We start from the raw sequence: 16,822 nt of genomic DNA, 5'->3' as shown, positions 1-16,822 counted from the left end.
GTTGATAATTTATTTTTTTTCTAAAATAAATATATAATATGTTTTTTATTTTGATTTAAAGTATATATTTGACAATATTAATTGGAAAACCAAACTGGGTTTCCAATTATAACTAACAACTAACTAACAAAATAAATTACCAATGAGAACAACCGGAGTTAAAACAAATTCAATTGAATTAAATTTCAAAAAGACTACAGCTCTTTTTTTAGGAGTTGCATTTCTAAGCCTATTTTCATGTGAAAATCAGGATGTGGTGGAGGCTACTACTGCGTCAGTATCAGAGGCAACAAGTACCAACTTGACTGCTAAGGTCATTTCGTCTGGTATTACTGTAACCGATAACGGGAACGATGGTAACGTTGCTGCAAATGCAATTGATACAGATTCTGACTATGCGACTTCTAGATGGGCTTCACAGGGAACAGGAAAGTATATTACCTTGGATTTAGGTGCTACTTATTCAATTGATAATGTTGCTATCATGTGGTATCAAGGTACTGCTAGAAAAGCTTATTTCAAAATTATGGCAGGCTCAACTACATCAAACTTGGCTACGGTTTATGATGCTACTTCAACGGGTTCAAATGGAACGTCGACTTCAGAGACCTATAGTTTTACCAAAGTTTCAGCTAGGTATGTACGTATTTATTGTAACGGGAATTCATCAAGTACTTGGAATAGTATAATTGATGTTAAGGTTAACGATGCAAGTTCAATTACAACCACGCCTACAACTCCTACAACTACATCTACCTATCCTGGAGTTTTGTTAGGGATTAATACTAGTACATGGAAAGTGAATAGTTTTACAGGTGCCCCTGGAACATCAGCGGTCTATGTAGATGATATGTCATCTAAGGTATCTGATATTTCAAAATACTTTGATAGTAATTATTTTTATGCTTCAGGAAGTTACGCAGTATTTCATGCGTACAGCGGAATGTCTACTTCTACTAATTCTCATAATTCAAGAGTAGAATTGAGAGAAATGACAACTGGTGCTAAGTCAGCATCATGGGATGGATCTTCAGGGACTCATACGATGACTTGGACAGTAAATGTAGATCAGTTAAATAAATGCGATGATTACCATACAACAAGTTCTGATAATGTACTGTATAAAGGTAGTGCCTTTGGTAAAGTTGCTGTAGGTCAAATTCACGGTCCAAGTACTAATAGTGCAGGTGTTGCAGTTGATGACATTATTAGAGTACAAATGGTAGGAGCTGCTAATGCAACTTCTGGGAATGCTTATTTGGTGATAGGTGGTTATATAGCTGAAAACTTTTTAGGGAACGGAAAAGATTATACAGTGCCTAACTTTACATTTAAATTAGATACAGATTACACCTTTACCCTTAAGTACACGGGGGGAAAAGTATATTTGTATAATGGTACTACCTTGTTATTCTCTCAACAAATGGATACCGCTACTGATTCGAACTACTTTAAAGCAGGTTGTTATTTGCAAGCAACCAATGGTAAAAGTGGTGTAGGGAAATATGTATATGACGGAACAGGTGCAATTGTTAAAATCAAGAATCTTAGTGTTACTCATAATTAGTGGATGTTTTATCTAACTAATATTGAGGCTGTAATATGAACATTATTCGAATATCTTTAAACCAGTCAAAATTTTTGACTGGTTTTTTTTATATAAATAGAGACATCGGTGAATTTATACTTAGAATTTAAGTTTTAATTCTTTGTGATTACTGTCTGACGATAAAATGGGTAAGAAAAAGTTAAGGTTAGTGTTATGAATATTGTTGTAAAGAAAAGTTTTTTGTGATTTTATATTAGATTTAAAAAATAACTACAACGTTTTCTTTCTACCTATTAAATTCAATTTTTTTAAATCGACGATTATTAAGGTGATAATTGCTGATTTTTTATTTTTAAGTTAAAATATTCTCATATTGCTATTTTTAAGGTCTAAAATTCAATTTTGATAAATATTTTTTTTAAAGATTGCTCCACTATTAATTTTTTTTAAATCTCAGCTTAAATAACTAAATTTGCGACACAAATAAATTAACACCTAGATGTTTTGGCTTTTATTCTTTGAGATAATCGAAGGAAAGCTTTTAACTTATAAAGACTGCTACTATGAATATTTACAACGATTATCTACAAGAAATCGAAGAAAGAAAAGCACAAGGACTTCATCCGAAGCCTATTGATGGAGCTGAATTACTTAGCGAAATTATTGCTCAAATTAAGGATTCAAATAATCCTCATCGTGAAGAATCTCTTAATTTCTTCACCTTCAATACTGTGCCAGGTACTACACCTGCTGCAGCTGTGAAAGCTACCTTCTTGAAATCAATTATCTTGGGTGAATCAGTGGTTGCTGAAATTGCTCCTGCTTTTGCTTTTGAATTATTATCACATATGAAAGGTGGACCTTCAATGGGAGTTTTACTTGATTTGGCTCTAGGTAATGATGTTGCAATTGCTACAGAAGCTGCGAAAGTACTTAAGACGCAATTTTTCCTTTACGAAGCAGATACAGATCGTTTAGAAGCTGCATTTAAGGCTGGAAACGTTGTTGCAAAAGAAATTTTGGAAAGTTATGCGAAAGCAGAATTCTTTACAAAACTTCCAGAAGTTGTTGAAGAAATTAAAGTAGTAACTTATGTTGCGGGTGAAGGAGATATTTCTACAGATTTATTGTCTCCAGGAAACCAAGCTCACTCTCGTTCTGACCGTGAATTACATGGAAAATGCCTGATTTCTCCTGAAGCTCAGATTGAAATTCAAGCATTGCAAGCGCAACATCCGGATAAAAGTGTGATGTTGATTGCTGAAAAAGGGACAATGGGTGTTGGATCATCAAGAATGTCAGGTGTGAATAACGTAGCATTATGGACAGGTAGAAAAGCAAGTCCTTATGTTCCTTTTATTAATATCGCTCCAATTGTAGCGGGTACAAACGGAATTTCACCAATTTTCTTGACTACGGTTGATGTAACCGGTGGAATTGGGTTAGACCTTCAAAACTGGGTAAAAGTAGTTGATGAGAAAGGGAATGCTGTACGTAATGAAAACGGTGATGTTGTTCTAGAAGAGGCATATTCTGTTGCTACAGGTACTGTGCTTACGATCAATACTAAAACAAAAAAATTATACAATGGGGACAAAGAGCTAAAAGATATTTCTAAAGCTTTTACACCTCAAAAAATGGAATTTATAAAAGCGGGTGGTTCTTATGCTATTGTTTTTGGTAAAAAGTTACAAACTTTTGCTTCAAAAACTTTAGGTATTGATATCGTTCCGGTTTTTGCTGCATCAAAAGAAGTTTCTGTTGAAGGACAAGGACTTACTGCTGTAGAGAAAATCTTCAATAAAAATGCAGTTGGAACTACGCCTGGTAAAGTGTTACACGCAGGATCAGATGTACGTGTAGAGGTAAACATTGTAGGGTCTCAAGATACTACAGGGTTGATGACCTCTCAAGAGTTAGAGTCTATGGCTGCTACAGTTATTTCTCCTATTGTTGATGGTGCTTACCAATCAGGTTGTCATACTGCATCGGTATGGGATAATAAGTCGAAAGCAAATATTCCTAGATTGATGAAATTTATGAATGACTTTGGTTTGATTACTGCACGTGACCCTAAAGGAGAATACCTTGCAATGACAGATGTTATTCATAAAGTATTGAATGATATTACTGTTGATGAGTGGGCTATCATTATCGGTGGTGACTCTCATACAAGAATGTCAAAAGGTGTTGCTTTTGGTGCCGATTCAGGTACAGTTGCACTTGCATTGGCTACGGGTGAAGCTTCAATGCCAATTCCAGAATCAGTAAAAGTAACTTTCAAAGGGGATATGAAAACCTATATGGATTTCCGTGATGTGGTTCACGCTACTCAATCTCAAATGTTGAAACAATTTGGTGGGGAAAATGTATTCCAAGGTAGAATTATCGAAGTACACTTAGGTACACTTACTGCAGATCAGGCCTTTACTTTTACAGACTGGACTGCAGAGATGAAGGCAAAAGCTTCTATCTGTATTTCTGAGGATGAAACATTGATTGAATCATTGTTGATTGCTAAGAAAAGAATCCAGATCATGATTGATAAAGGGATGGATAATGCAAAACAAGTGCTTAAAGGTTTGATCGCTATCGCTGATCAAAGAATCGCTGATATTAGATCTGGTGCTAAACCAGCTTTAACTCCAGATGCTAATGCAAAATATTATGCAGAAGTAGTTATTGATCTTGACATTGTAGAAGAACCAATGATTGCAGATCCAGACGTTAATAATGCAGATGTTTCTAAGAGATATACACACGATACTATTAGACCATTATCATTTTATGGTGGAACTAAAAAAGTTGATTTAGGTTTTGTTGGATCATGTATGGTTCACAAAGGAGATTTGAAAATCCTTTCGCAAATGCTTAAAAATATTGATGCACAATTTGGTAAAGTAGAATTTAAAGCACCATTAGTTGTTGCTCCACCAACGTACAATATTGTTGATGAGTTGAAAGCAGAAGGTGACTGGGAAGTGTTGCAAAAATATTCTGGTTTCGAATTTGATGATAATGCTCCAAAAGGGGTTGCACGTACTGGCTATGAAAATATTCTTTACTTAGAGCGTCCTGGTTGTAACTTATGTATGGGTAACCAAGAAAAAGCAGCAAAAGGAGATACTGTAATGGCAACTTCAACTCGTCTTTTTCAAGGGCGTGTAGTGGAAGATTCTGAAGGTAAAAAAGGAGAATCTTTATTGTCTTCTACTCCAGTAGTAGTATTGTCTACTATATTAGGTAGAACACCAACTATGGAAGAATATAAAGCAGCTGTAAAAGGAATTAACCTAACGCAATTTGCTCCATCTCATAAATTATTGGTTCAATAATCCTACGAGAAGTTAATTATATTATAAAAGCCTGAATCTTTGATTCAGGCTTTTTTTATTTTTCGTAACTTGTGTATTGAAAATAAACTAACTTAAACATTGATACACATGGCATTTGATATTGAAATGATTAAAAAGGTGTATAGCAACATGACTAGTCGTGTTGACGCTGCACGTGAAATTGTTGGACGTCCACTTACATTGACAGAGAAGATTTTATATAGCCACCTTTGGGAAGGTGCTGCAAAACAAGGATACAAAAGAGGGGTTGATTATGTAGATTTCGCACCCGATAGAGTTGCTTGCCAAGATGCAACGGCGCAAATGGCGTTGTTGCAATTTATGCATGCCGGTAAAAAGACGGTTGCTGTGCCTACAACTGTACATTGCGATCACTTAATTTTGGCAAAAGTAGGAGCCGAAAAAGATTTAGCTTACGCTAAAAAACAATCTAGCGAAGTATTTGATTTCCTTTCTTCTGTTTCGAATAAATATGGAATTGGATTCTGGAAACCAGGATCAGGAATTATTCATCAAATTGTGTTAGAAAATTATGCTTTCCCTGGAGGAATGATGATTGGAACTGATTCGCATACTGTTAACGCAGGTGGATTAGGGATGCTGGCAATTGGTGTTGGTGGAGCTGATGCTGTTGATGTAATGTCTGGTATGGGATGGGAATTGAAGTTTCCTAAATTAATAGGAGTGAAGTTAACGGGTAAATTATCTGGTTGGACAGCTCCAAAAGATGTGATCTTAAAAGTCGCTGATATTCTAACTGTAAAAGGAGGAACAGGAGCTATTGTTGAATATTTTGGTGAAGGTGCCACAAATATGTCATGTACAGGTAAAGGTACCATTTGTAATATGGGTGCCGAAATTGGTGCAACAACTTCTACATTTGGTTATGATGATTCAATGAGAAGGTATTTGTCTGCAACCGGTCGTCAAGATGTTGTAGATGCTGCTGATACTGTTGCGTCTTATCTTACTGGTGATGTTGAGGTGTATGCTAACCCTGAGCGATATTTTGATCAGGTAATCGAAATCAACTTATCTGAATTGGAGCCACATATCAATGGACCTTTCACGCCAGATAGAGGTACGCCAGTTTCTGAAATGAAAGCAGAAGCTAAAGCAAACGGATGGCCGATAAAAGTGGAATGGGGATTGATTGGTTCTTGTACGAACTCTTCTTATGAGGATATGGCGAGAGCGGTTTCCATAGTAAATCAAGCTGTCGAACACGGAATCACGCCTAAAGCTGAATTTGGTATAAACCCAGGTTCAGAGCAAATTAGATATACTATCGAAAGAGATGGTATGATTGCCGCTTTTGAAAAAATGGGAACTAAAGTGTTTACTAATGCTTGTGGGCCATGTATTGGTCAGTGGGATAGAGCAGGAGCTGATAAACAAGAAAAAAATACTATCGTGCATTCGTTCAATCGTAACTTCTCAAAACGAGCAGATGGTAACCCAAATACGCATGCCTTTGTAACGTCGCCAGAAATGGTTGCGGCTCTTGCTATAGCCGGTCGTTTGGATTTTAATCCTTTAACAGATACATTGTTGAATGACAAAGGAGAAGAAGTGAAGTTAACGGCACCTTATGGTGACGAATTGCCTAAAAAAGGATTTGAGGTAGATGATAATGGTTTTCAAGCTCCGGCACAAGACGGTTCTGCTATAAAGATTGAAGTTGATTCATCTTCTGATCGTTTGCAATTATTAGCTCCTTTTGAAGCTTGGGATGGTAAAAATATTATAGGTGCTAAGTTGCTGATCAAAGCCTATGGTAAATGTACTACCGATCATATTTCTATGGCAGGTCCTTGGTTGCGTTTCCGTGGACATTTAGATAATATTTCGAATAATATGTTGATTGGAGCAGTTAATGCATACAATCAAAAAACAAACGCTGTAAAAAATCAGTTAACTGGTGAGTACGACGCTGTTCCAGCGGTCGCACGTGCATACAAAGCGGCAGGAGTTCCAAGTGTAGTTGTGGGTGATCATAATTATGGTGAAGGTTCTTCACGTGAGCATGCTGCTATGGAGCCTAGATTTTTAGGTGTAAAAGCGGTATTGGTAAAATCGTTTGCACGTATACACGAGACAAATCTAAAAAAACAAGGTTTGTTAGGATTGACTTTTGCTAATGAAGCAGATTACGATAAAATACAAGAAGACGATACAATTAATTTCTTGGATTTGGTAGATTTTGCACCTGGAAAACCATTGTCAATTGAATTTGTACATGCGGATGGTTCTAAAGATATAATTTTGGCAAATCACACTTACAATGCCGGTCAAATTGGTTGGTATGTTGCTGGGTCTGCACTTAATTTGATTGCTGCCGAAGCATAAAAAGCAATTATATAGAAACTAAAGCACGTTATGAAAGTAACGTGCTTTTTTATTTCATATTTGTTAAATACGGTACTGCAGTTTGTTAAAAAAAGTGCGATATTTGCATAAATGGGTTAAGTTTACGTTTGTATAATAGTGTTATAGTATCTTTTTGAAGTAACTTCAAACATTTAGTTAATATTATGACACAAATGGTAAGTTTTAGCTCTTTCTTTTGTAAAAATTAGGTTTAGATTGTATGAAGTGTTTCAATTGGATTTTAGTATCAGTATCGTTAGTAGGTTTTTCTGGTTTTTCGCAACAAAAAACGACAGAACATGTTGTTGCCAAGGGCGAAACAATTTCAAAAATTGCGCAACAGTATAATGTATCAATAAAAGAGATTTACGAACTTAATCCAACAGCAAAGAGTGGTATAAAATATAAATCATCCTTACTTATTCCTGTTTTAGGTGGTTCGAAAGAAGTCGTTTCGAAAGAAATCATTCATGAAGTGGAGGCGAAAGAATCTCCATATAGTATTTCTCGAAAATATGGTTTGACGGTTGATGATTTATACAAATCAAATCCTTCAATCAAAGATACAGGCCTACAAATTGGACAGAAAATAATCATTTCAGGTGGTAAGGAAGTTAAAACTGAAGTTCCTGCACTAAAACCAATTAATACGGAGGTAGTTGTAAGTACTTTTGAAGGAATTGATTACGAGGTGTTACCAAAACAAACAAAATACAGTATTGCAAAAGATTACGGTATTACTGTAGCGTATCTTGAAAAAGCAAATCCAATTTTGCAGACGGAAGAACTTAAAGTCGGGCAAAAACTACTTATTCCTGTAAAAAAATATGTTCCTACTACAGCAGTAGATAAAAAGGAGGTTTCATCTATTAAAGAAGAAATCACTCCAATTAAAAAAACAGAACCTAAATTGGCAGATAAGGGTCAAGATATTCAAAAAGGACAAGAGTATGAAGTAGCCGCTAAACAAACAAAATATAGTATTGCTAAAGAGCACGGTGTTACGGTAGCGTTGCTCGAAGCTGTTAATCCGATTTTGCAAACGGAAGAATTGAAAATAGGGCAGAAGATTTTTCTTCCTACAAACGCATTACCAGTTGCTGTAACTCAAAAAACAGCAGAAATTGTTGAAACAAAACAAGTCGTACCAGAATTACAAAATGTAAAAACGGTTACAGACAAAGTAGTGACTCCTGCGGTTAATGAAGATAAAAGTGTGGAGCACGAGGTATTGGCCAAACAAACAAAATACGGAATTGCCAGAGAATACGGAATTACGGTTGCTGAGTTGGACAAAGCGAATTCGTTTTTTGATGAACAAGGCTTGAGAATTGGTCAAAAAATAATTATTCCTGCGAAAAATGGCACAACCAATGCAGTTGTAACGCAAACTAGTACAACTCCTGAAAAGATGGTGGAAACTCCAGTTGCCGCAAAATCAGAAGCAGTTATTACACACGTTGTCTTGCCTAAAGAAACCAAATACGGTATTGCTAGCGATTACGGAATTACAGTGAAAGAATTGGAAAAAATGAATCCGAAGATGCGTAAAAAGCTTGTTGTAGGTTCTGTTTTGACCATTCAAAATGCTGTGAAGGTCAATATTCCATTCGAAGAAAAACAAAAAAGCGCTGATGATGCTTTGGCAGATGAAAAGAAAGATAGTTTTAAATATAGTGTAGAATTTGCAGATCAATTGGTAGAAACGGCTTCTGATAACATCGGTATCCGATACCAAATGGGAGGAACTACAAAATCTGGATTTGACTGTTCGGGTTTAATGTGTGTTACCTATGGAGCGCACGATATTCAGTTACCACGTACATCCTTGGAACAATCACGATATGGAACGGTAGTTGATGTTGATCAAGCTAGAAAAGGAGATCTTATTTTCTTTAAAACTAGAGGTGGTAGTAGAATTAACCACGTAGGAATGGTAGTGGAATCTATTGATGGCGATGTGAAGTTTATACATGCGTCAAATTCGGGGGTAATTATCTCATCAATCAAAGAAAGCTATTATGCTAAACGTGTTGTACAGTGCAACCGAGTATTGTAGGATTAGCAATTAGTTTGCTGTTTTTTGCTTTATATTAAAAGTTATAAAAAAATAAGTTCAAATGTTTGCCATAAAACTAAAATCCCATTAGTTTAAATTCCTATTTTTGCACTTTATTATTACCAGAAAAAAAAATAAATATGCTAATTATAGGTATTGCAGGTGGAACAGGAAGTGGAAAAACTACGGTTGTAAATCAGATTTTAAATCAATTTCCAGAAAAAGAGGTTGGGATTCTTTCTCAAGACCATTATTACAATGAAACGCACCATCTTAGTTTTGAGGAGCGTGCTTCTATCAATTTTGATCATCCTCGTGCTATTGATTTCGAGCTTTTGGTTAGTCATTTAAAAGCATTGAAAGCCGGTGAAACCATCAATCAGCCTATTTATTCTTTTGTAACACACAATAGAACAGAAGATTTTATTAGTACACACCCTCGAAAAGTTTTAATTGTAGAAGGAATTTTAATTTTTACCAGTCCTGAATTACGTGACTTGTTTGATGTAAAAATCTTTGTGCATGCCGATTCTGATGAGCGCCTTATTCGTCGACTAAAACGTGATATTTCTGAAAGAGGTAGAGATATGGATGAAGTTTTGAGCCGTTACCAAACAACTTTAAAGCCTATGCACCAGCAGTTTATCGAGCCTACAAAAGCATTTGCAGATATCATTATCCCGAATGATAGACACAATCGTGTAGCAATTGATGTAGTTCGCGCACTTATAAATCAAAAATTACTATAATTTATTGTAATTTTATATCCAATTCAAATAAAGTAAGAAGCTAATGCCTCTTACTTTATTCTTGATTTTAAAATCCCTACAATGGCCAATCCCTATAAAGACAAATCTTGGTTTAAGTTTATCAGTAACAAATACATGTGGGTTTTGTTATTCTTTGGGGCGTGGATGATTTTTCTAGACAATTACTCTTATTTTGATCATCGTATTCTCGATAACCAAATTAGCGAATTAGAAGAGAATAAAGCTTATTACCAAGAGGAGATTGAAAAGGATGAAAATCAAATTAAGCAATTGAAAAATCCCGAGCAAATTGAAAAATATGCACGCGAAAAGTACTTCATGAAAAAAGATAGTGAAGACATCTACATCATCGAATTTGAAGGAGATACAATTCCTGAAAATTAACAAATCAATGCTTTCTATATTTTTAAATTAGTTTTTTACTAAAAAATTAAAATACCATGGCGACTCCTTTATTTGACCAATTTGATGCTGTTTCTTCCAAACTTTGGAAGCAACAAATTCAGTTTGAACTTGATGGAGCTAGTTATAATGATAGCATGATTTGGAACTCACCGGAGGATATTAAGGTAAAACCTTTTTATCACAGTGACGATCAAGTTAAAAAATACAGTTGTAACCGCCAGAGTAATGGTTTCTTGATCTGTCAAAATATTTTTGTTTTTGACATTGATAAATCTATAGAGCGTGCCTTAGATTCTTTAGCGCGTGGTGCCGAAAGTTTACGTTTTACAGTTCAAAATGAGGCATTGAATCTTGCTCAATTGCTACAAAGTTTGCCGCTAGATGGATTAACGATTTACTTTAATTTTAGTTTTTTTTCTATCGAAATTATTAGAAATATTGAAGATTGTGTTCGAAATAAAAATGCATCATTATATTATTGTATTGATCCAATAGGGCATTTGGCAAAAGAGGGTAATTGGTTTTCAACTCCCGATAAAACTAATTTTGATAGTTTAGAAAAACTTTCTGGTCTTTTGACTAATAGTTCTTTTTTGAGTGTAAACATGAGTTTGTACCAGAATGCAGGTGCCAATATGGTGCAACAATTAGCATACGGACTTGGTCATGTTAATGAATATTTTAATAGATTTCCTGTAATCGAGTCGAAGATTGTTTTCGAAATTGCAGTTGGTTCCAATTACTTTTTTGAGATTGCAAAATTACGTGCCTTTCGAATTTTATTCCAAACTCTTGCTAAGGAATATGACCATAAGCAGGATTGTCACTTAGTTGTTACGCCATCCAAACGAAATAAAACTATTTACGGTTACAATGTAAATATGTTGCGTACAACGATAGAGTGTATGTCGGCAATTTTGGGCGGAGCAGATAGTATCGCAAATCTTTCATATGATTCGGTTTACCATAAGGACAATGAATTTGGTGATCGAATTGCTCGCAATCAGTTATTGATTTTAAAAGAAGAAAGTTTCTTAGATAAAGTAAATAATCCTGCTGATGGCAGTTATTATATTGAAAGTTTGACCCAACAATTGGCAGATAAAGCGCTCGTACTTTTTAAGGAAATGGAAACCAAAGGTGGCTTTCTGAAATTATTAAATGAAGGTGTAATTAAGAATAAAATCCAAATTAGTGCTGACAAAGAACAGCAGTTGTTTGATACCAAAGTGGAACCATTGATTGGAACTACCAAACATGCCAGTCGTGAAGATCTTATGAAAAACGAACTTGAATTGTTCCCCTTTGTAAAAATAAATCCGCGCAAAACGTTGATAACGCCCTTAATTGAAAAGCGTTTGTCTGATCAACTTGATCAAGATCGTTTGGCTACGGAATAATTAATTTTCAAATATAGTTAGTGTTATTTTTTTCTTATCGCTAGATTGTTTACTGTTTCTTTGCGATTTTTCCTCTGTGAGTAATAGTAGCATTAAATAGAAAAGCACAACTTTCGCTGTGCTTAAAAATGATAAAATAGGATGTTTTTTATTAGATAGTACTAGTCTTTTTTATCTTGCAATTCTGTTTGGTTTTGTTTTTTAAGAGTGATATCTTCTCCCATATTCATACCGTTTGCCATTCCAATCATTAGTGCAGTTATCATGATCATTGCTTTTCTTTTTAGCCAATGAAAGGGTTGTTTGGATTGCTCCAAAGGTTGTTTTTTTTCAGTTGTACGCATGCGCAGGTGTAAAATTAGTGTACGTAATTAGTTTAGTTACTATGTCTAAGAGCATAGTTTTCTAAATTTTTAAGAGATATTAAGCTATGTACACTATTGACCTGATGATGCCTGAAGAATGAAAAGTATTTAAAAAAGTATGTTCAGCCAAAAACGCGCTGAAGGTTTGAAAAAGCAAAGTTCTTTTTCGAACAATAAAGGCCGACTGTTGGCAATACCTATCATTATAGAAAGGCTGGTTGACAATGGTTGAATAGTCATTGTAAGTAGTCGAATGCAGCTGATAGTAGTATTCTTCACCGCGGTCTTTAGTTGTAAGCCTAGAATTAATCTTGTAAACCTGACAATATGCTGTTGTATTTGCCCTAGAATTTTCAGCATAGTCGACCACTATCAAACTAAAAGTTAGAAGGAGTGGTAAAAGATATTTAAATATTCTCTGCAATTTACTTTTTTGAGGTTGATAGGTTATCTACAGTCCTTTTTAATTTATTATTGAAAGTACAAAGTTATATTTTTATTTCAGAAAAAGGTGTATTTTTTCTATTTCTGAAAATATTCTCAGGTTCTATGGAATGTGTTGAAATAATAAATGTACCAATTGAAATATCATACAATTGAAGTTTGAATTTTGAATATCATAATTTGATTTCCACTTTAAAAGGAATACCTTTGGATATAGCAGTGTTAGCTTGTACCTATTATGAAAAGAAAAGACATTCAACATATAGTCCTAGATACTTCAAATTCTAATTTAGTATCAAATTCCGCCGAAGATACTTTTGTAACTTCGGAAGGAATTTCTTTACAATCAAAGTATACAAAAGACGATGTTCTTGCATTGGAACATTTGGATTTTGCGGCAGGGTTTCCACCTTATTTGCGCGGTCCTTATGCAACCATGTATGTTTCTAAGCCGTGGACTATTCGGCAATACGCAGGATTTTCTACTGCAGAAGAAAGTAATGACTTCTATAAAAAAAATCTAGCAGCTGGACAAAAAGGTCTTTCCATAGCGTTTGACTTGCCTACGCACAGAGGTTATGATTCAGATCATGAGCGTGTAACAGGTGACGTGGGTAAAGCAGGTGTCGCGATTGATTCTGTTGAGGACATGAAACGATTGTTTGACGGAATTCCGTTAGATCAAATTTCGGTATCCATGACCATGAATGGCGCTGTTTTGCCTATCATGGCTTTTTACATTGTAGCGGCAGAAGAGCAAGGTGTATCTCCTGAAAAACTCTTGGGTACCATTCAAAATGATATTTTGAAGGAGTTTATGGTGCGCAATACCTATATATATCCACCAGAAGCTTCTATGAGAATAGTGTCGGATATTTTTGAATATACAAACGATAAGATGCCGAAATTCCATTCTATTTCAATTTCAGGTTATCATATGCAAGAGGCGGGAGCAACTGCAGATATTGAGCTAGCATATACCTTGGCTGATGGTTTGGAATATATTCGAACAGGATTAGCAACGGGAATGAAAATTGACGATTTTGCACCCAATCTGTCTTTCTTTTGGGCAATTGGAATGAATCATTTTATGGAGGTGGCCAAATTGCGAGCTGCGCGTTTATTGTGGGCAAAACTGGTGAAACAATTTGACCCAAAAAATCCGAAGTCGATGGTCTTGCGCACGCATTGCCAAACGAGTGGTTGGAGTTTAACGGAACAAGATCCTTTTAACAATGTTACTCGAACTTGTGTTGAGGCAGCTGCAGCAGTATTTGGTGGGACACAATCGTTGCACACCAATGCTCTTGATGAAGCAATTGCGCTACCGACCAATTTTTCTGCTCGAATAGCTCGTAATACACAATTGTTTTTGAGGGAAGAAACCAAAGTAACCAAATCGGTTGATCCTTGGGGTGGAAGTTATTATGTAGAAAGTTTGACAGATGAGCTTGTTCAAAAGGCATGGAAATTAATTGAAGAGGTGGAAGCCTTAGGCGGAATGACCAAAGCCATCGAGCAAGGAATTCCTAAATTGCGTATTGAAGAAGCATCAGCAAAAAAACAAGCACGAATAGATGACAAGAAGGAAACCATTATAGGAGTTAATAAATTCCGTTTGGAACAAGAAGATAAACTTCAAATTCGAGATATCGATAACAAAGAAGTACTGCGTCAGCAAGTGGATCGCTTAGCAGATTTAAAAGCAGTTCGAAACGAAGACTTGGTACAAGAAGCATTGTCAAAACTGACGTCTTGCGCGCAAGGTGAAGCAGGAAATTTATTAGCATTAAGTGTTGAAGCGGCAAGAAACAGAGCTACTTTGGGCGAAATAAGCATGGCTCTCGAAAAAGTATTTGGCCGTTATGTTGCCAAAGTCAAATCGATTACGGGTGTGTATGCCGCACACATAGAAGCAAACCCTGTTTTTGATCAAGCAAAGGCTTTGGTCGAAAAATTTATAGCGGTCAAAGGCGTGTCTCCAAGAATCATGATTGCAAAAATGGGTCAAGACGGTCACGATAGAGGTGCAAAGGTCGTGGCTACAGCTTATGCCGATTTGGGATTTGAGGTGTATATTAGTCCACTTTTTCAAACTCCTGTTGAGGTAGCAGAGCAAGCAATAGCACATGATGTACATGTTTTAGGGATGTCTTCAATGACTGCTGGACATAAAACATTAGTACCACAAGTAATTAAGGAATTAAAAGGTAGAAACTGCACAAGCATACAAATTGTAGTTGGAGGAGTAATACCGGCACAAGATTATGATTTCTTGATTGATAAAGGTGTTTTTGCCATTTTTGGACCGGGTACTCCAATTGGTGAAACTGCAATAAAGATTATCGAATCATTATTATCGAAATAAAGAATATAGGCTATAAATCAAAAAATCCGATGCAATTGAATTGCATCGGATTTTTTGATTTTGAAATTTGTGTTAGTTAATTTGCACTAACTACTGCATTATTGTCCGGGATGATAAAAGAAGTGTCATACCCTCCAAAAGCTTTCATGTAGCTTCTTATCGAAGTACCGTAAGCATCTTTCAAGTAACGAGACCCTTTATACCTAAAAAACTTTTTTACAGATCCAGCACCACCAAGGTGAGCTGCTGCAAGAATTCCAGATTCTGTAACTTGAATACCACCAACGACTTTGCCTTCGTATTTTTCAATTACATCACGCAATATCCATTTGTTTTTTGCCAATAGAGCAATAAATGCTTTTTCTTGCATTTTTGGACTGCTTAAAAATTTAGGGCTGTTTTTGATTCCGATTGTTTTTAAGGTTTCAACACCAAATTGGTATTTACCTAAATAACCCAAGGAATTAATTTTTTTGTATTTTCCTTGCGATTCTTTGAAGCCGATTGCTTCTTTGAAACCAATAAATAAATTTCCGGTAAAAGGGATATTTAAATTGGTGTAATCTTCTTGTTGTTGTGATGGATATAAGTACTGAGATCCATCTGGGTTTTTTATTAAAAACCAATGATTAGAGTCCATTTTAAGAGGTTTAAAACCTGAGCTCAAAAAGGCAATTATAATCGCCAATGTCGTATAAAAATACCATTTCTTTATCATAAATTGTTTTTCTTCAGAAGACTGTCACCATCTGAAATTTCTGCATGCAAATATACAACAATTTTTATAAAACTGTAAATCAGGTTGTTAAACTTAGTTAAAAGTGGATTAGATGGAACCTAACTGACTCGTTAGCTGTTAATTCTACAGTAGGTGCGGGGATTTTTATCGAATTAAAAACGGAGAAAAAAGTTTTTAAAAAGTGGGATTTTGTCTCGATTTTCGTTAGGTCAACGTCAAGACTGAGATAAAATTGTCTTTTTCGATCATAAATTTCGCCTTGATAACCGTAGGGAATTTCTGTTTTTCCACTAATCATTCCATCGGCCCCAAGTCCAAAAGCGAGATTAATCCATTTGGGTATTTTGGTAGTTTTTGCAAACGAATGGATATTAACCGAAAGCCAATAGGTTTGTCCGTTATAATCTTTCAATAATTGCTCACTAAAAGTACTTCCTAAAATAGTTGGTCGTTGGGCTGCATAAGGTGATTTTTGAAAAGAAAATTTCGGAATAATACGTTGTTCGTTCCATAATAACTCTTGGGAAACGTATAATGCCGTTCCTGAAGCATTTGCAATTACATCACCCATCGAGGCACCCCATTCGCTAGAGAAACCGTCAAGTACCTCTACAGCGGTCAAAAAAGTAAATCCTAATCCAGAACCGTATAGTAGTTGTTGTTTTTTACTTGCGCCACTCCAGTGTAATAATTCGGCTCCTAGGCGACCCATTTGATACGATGTAAAGCTGTGACCTAATTTGTCCATTTGCAACCATTCTTGATTGTCATTTATAAAATGAAACTTAGATCGAGGATAGTCGGCATACCACAATTGGTTTAAACCGACCAAAGCAGTGGACATAACGATGGCTTCTGTTAGTATTACAGTGTTCTTTCTTTTGCTGTTAAGTGTGTCTGCTGGTGTTAGAAAACTAGAAATTCTGTTTTGTGAGTAGGAAGAAGCCATTGCTAATCCCATACAAACAAAACAGAAATATATTTTTATGCTATTCAA

The 16,822-nt window shown here is 35.5% G+C and carries 11 protein-coding genes; 8 read left to right on the top strand and 3 right to left on the bottom strand.

Features of this window, described 5'->3' with window-relative positions:
• Nucleotides 1–142 precede the first annotated feature (142 nt).
• From FFWV33_RS00110 to FFWV33_RS00080, 7 genes are all read left to right on the top strand, one after another.
• Nucleotides 143–1,567, top strand: coding sequence for a polysaccharide lyase family 7 protein (locus tag FFWV33_RS00110; RefSeq protein WP_108739005.1), 1,425 nt, complete (start codon nucleotides 143–145; stop codon nucleotides 1,565–1,567).
• 545 nt (nucleotides 1,568–2,112) lie between these two features.
• The gene (locus tag FFWV33_RS00105) at nucleotides 2,113–4,884 is read left to right on the top strand and encodes a bifunctional aconitate hydratase 2/2-methylisocitrate dehydratase (RefSeq protein ID WP_108739004.1); all 2,772 of its coding nucleotides are present in this window, start codon (nucleotides 2,113–2,115) and stop codon (nucleotides 4,882–4,884) included.
• 108 nt (nucleotides 4,885–4,992) lie between these two features.
• The gene (locus tag FFWV33_RS00100; RefSeq protein WP_108739003.1) at nucleotides 4,993–7,254 is read left to right on the top strand and encodes an aconitate hydratase; all 2,262 of its coding nucleotides are present in this window, start codon (nucleotides 4,993–4,995) and stop codon (nucleotides 7,252–7,254) included.
• A 241-nt stretch (nucleotides 7,255–7,495) separates the two neighbouring features.
• A complete protein-coding gene (locus FFWV33_RS00095; protein ID WP_108739002.1) occupies nucleotides 7,496–9,334 on the top strand; it encodes a peptidoglycan endopeptidase in 1,839 nt (612 codons plus the stop codon).
• 140 nt (nucleotides 9,335–9,474) lie between these two features.
• Complete coding sequence (gene udk, locus FFWV33_RS00090) at nucleotides 9,475–10,083, top strand: uridine kinase (RefSeq protein ID WP_108739001.1); 609 nt, start codon at nucleotides 9,475–9,477, stop codon at nucleotides 10,081–10,083.
• A gap of 81 nt (nucleotides 10,084–10,164) precedes the next feature.
• On the top strand, nucleotides 10,165–10,488 hold the full coding sequence (locus FFWV33_RS00085; protein WP_108739000.1) for an FtsB family cell division protein: 324 nt from the start codon (nucleotides 10,165–10,167) through the stop codon (nucleotides 10,486–10,488).
• Nucleotides 10,489–10,544: 56 nt separating this feature from the next.
• Nucleotides 10,545–11,909 (top strand): methylmalonyl-CoA mutase subunit beta, encoded by a 1,365-nt coding sequence (locus FFWV33_RS00080; RefSeq protein ID WP_108738999.1) that lies wholly within the window; start codon nucleotides 10,545–10,547, stop codon nucleotides 11,907–11,909.
• Nucleotides 11,910–12,070: 161 nt separating this feature from the next.
• Here FFWV33_RS00080 and FFWV33_RS00075 read toward each other — a convergent pair whose 3' ends face one another.
• The gene (locus FFWV33_RS00075) at nucleotides 12,071–12,253 is read right to left on the bottom strand and encodes a hypothetical protein (RefSeq protein ID WP_108738998.1); all 183 of its coding nucleotides are present in this window, start codon (nucleotides 12,251–12,253) and stop codon (nucleotides 12,071–12,073) included.
• 703 nt (nucleotides 12,254–12,956) lie between these two features.
• Between FFWV33_RS00075 and scpA the strand changes: the two genes are divergently transcribed.
• Entirely contained in the window at nucleotides 12,957–15,086 is a 2,130-nt protein-coding gene (scpA, locus tag FFWV33_RS00070) for a methylmalonyl-CoA mutase (protein ID WP_108738997.1), read from the top strand.
• A 76-nt stretch (nucleotides 15,087–15,162) separates the two neighbouring features.
• Here the strand turns inward: scpA and FFWV33_RS00065 are convergent, their stop codons facing one another.
• Both FFWV33_RS00065 and FFWV33_RS00060 read right to left on the bottom strand, forming a co-directional pair.
• A complete protein-coding gene (locus FFWV33_RS00065) occupies nucleotides 15,163–15,804 on the bottom strand; it encodes a peptidoglycan-binding protein LysM (protein WP_108738996.1) in 642 nt (213 codons plus the stop codon).
• A gap of 97 nt (nucleotides 15,805–15,901) precedes the next feature.
• Complete coding sequence (locus FFWV33_RS00060) at nucleotides 15,902–16,822, bottom strand: DUF2279 domain-containing protein (protein WP_425433141.1); 921 nt, start codon at nucleotides 16,820–16,822, stop codon at nucleotides 15,902–15,904.

This window comes from Flavobacterium faecale (assembly GCF_003076455.1).
GTDB classification, from domain to species: Bacteria; Bacteroidota; Bacteroidia; order Flavobacteriales; family Flavobacteriaceae; genus Flavobacterium; species Flavobacterium faecale.
This window is presented reverse-complemented; position numbering and strand designations above follow the sequence as displayed.

What these genes read in the sequence shown, in the direction of transcription:
- FFWV33_RS00105 (WP_108739004.1), top strand. Translation starts at nt 2,113, where the DNA reads ATGAATATTTACAACGATTATCTACAAGAAATCGAAGAAAGAAAAGCA.
- FFWV33_RS00100 (WP_108739003.1), top strand. Translation starts at nt 4,993, where the DNA reads ATGGCATTTGATATTGAAATGATTAAAAAGGTGTATAGCAACATGACT.
- FFWV33_RS00085 (WP_108739000.1), top strand. Translation starts at nt 10,165, where the DNA reads ATGGCCAATCCCTATAAAGACAAATCTTGGTTTAAGTTTATCAGTAAC.
- scpA (WP_108738997.1), top strand. Translation starts at nt 12,957, where the DNA reads ATGAAAAGAAAAGACATTCAACATATAGTCCTAGATACTTCAAATTCT.
- FFWV33_RS00095 (WP_108739002.1), top strand. Translation starts at nt 7,496, where the DNA reads ATGAAGTGTTTCAATTGGATTTTAGTATCAGTATCGTTAGTAGGTTTT.
- FFWV33_RS00110 (WP_108739005.1), top strand. Translation starts at nt 143, where the DNA reads ATGAGAACAACCGGAGTTAAAACAAATTCAATTGAATTAAATTTCAAA.
- udk (WP_108739001.1), top strand. Translation starts at nt 9,475, where the DNA reads ATGCTAATTATAGGTATTGCAGGTGGAACAGGAAGTGGAAAAACTACG.
- FFWV33_RS00075 (WP_108738998.1), bottom strand. Translation starts at nt 12,253, where the DNA reads ATGCGTACAACTGAAAAAAAACAACCTTTGGAGCAATCCAAACAACCC.
- FFWV33_RS00065 (WP_108738996.1), bottom strand. Translation starts at nt 15,804, where the DNA reads ATGATAAAGAAATGGTATTTTTATACGACATTGGCGATTATAATTGCC.
- FFWV33_RS00080 (WP_108738999.1), top strand. Translation starts at nt 10,545, where the DNA reads ATGGCGACTCCTTTATTTGACCAATTTGATGCTGTTTCTTCCAAACTT.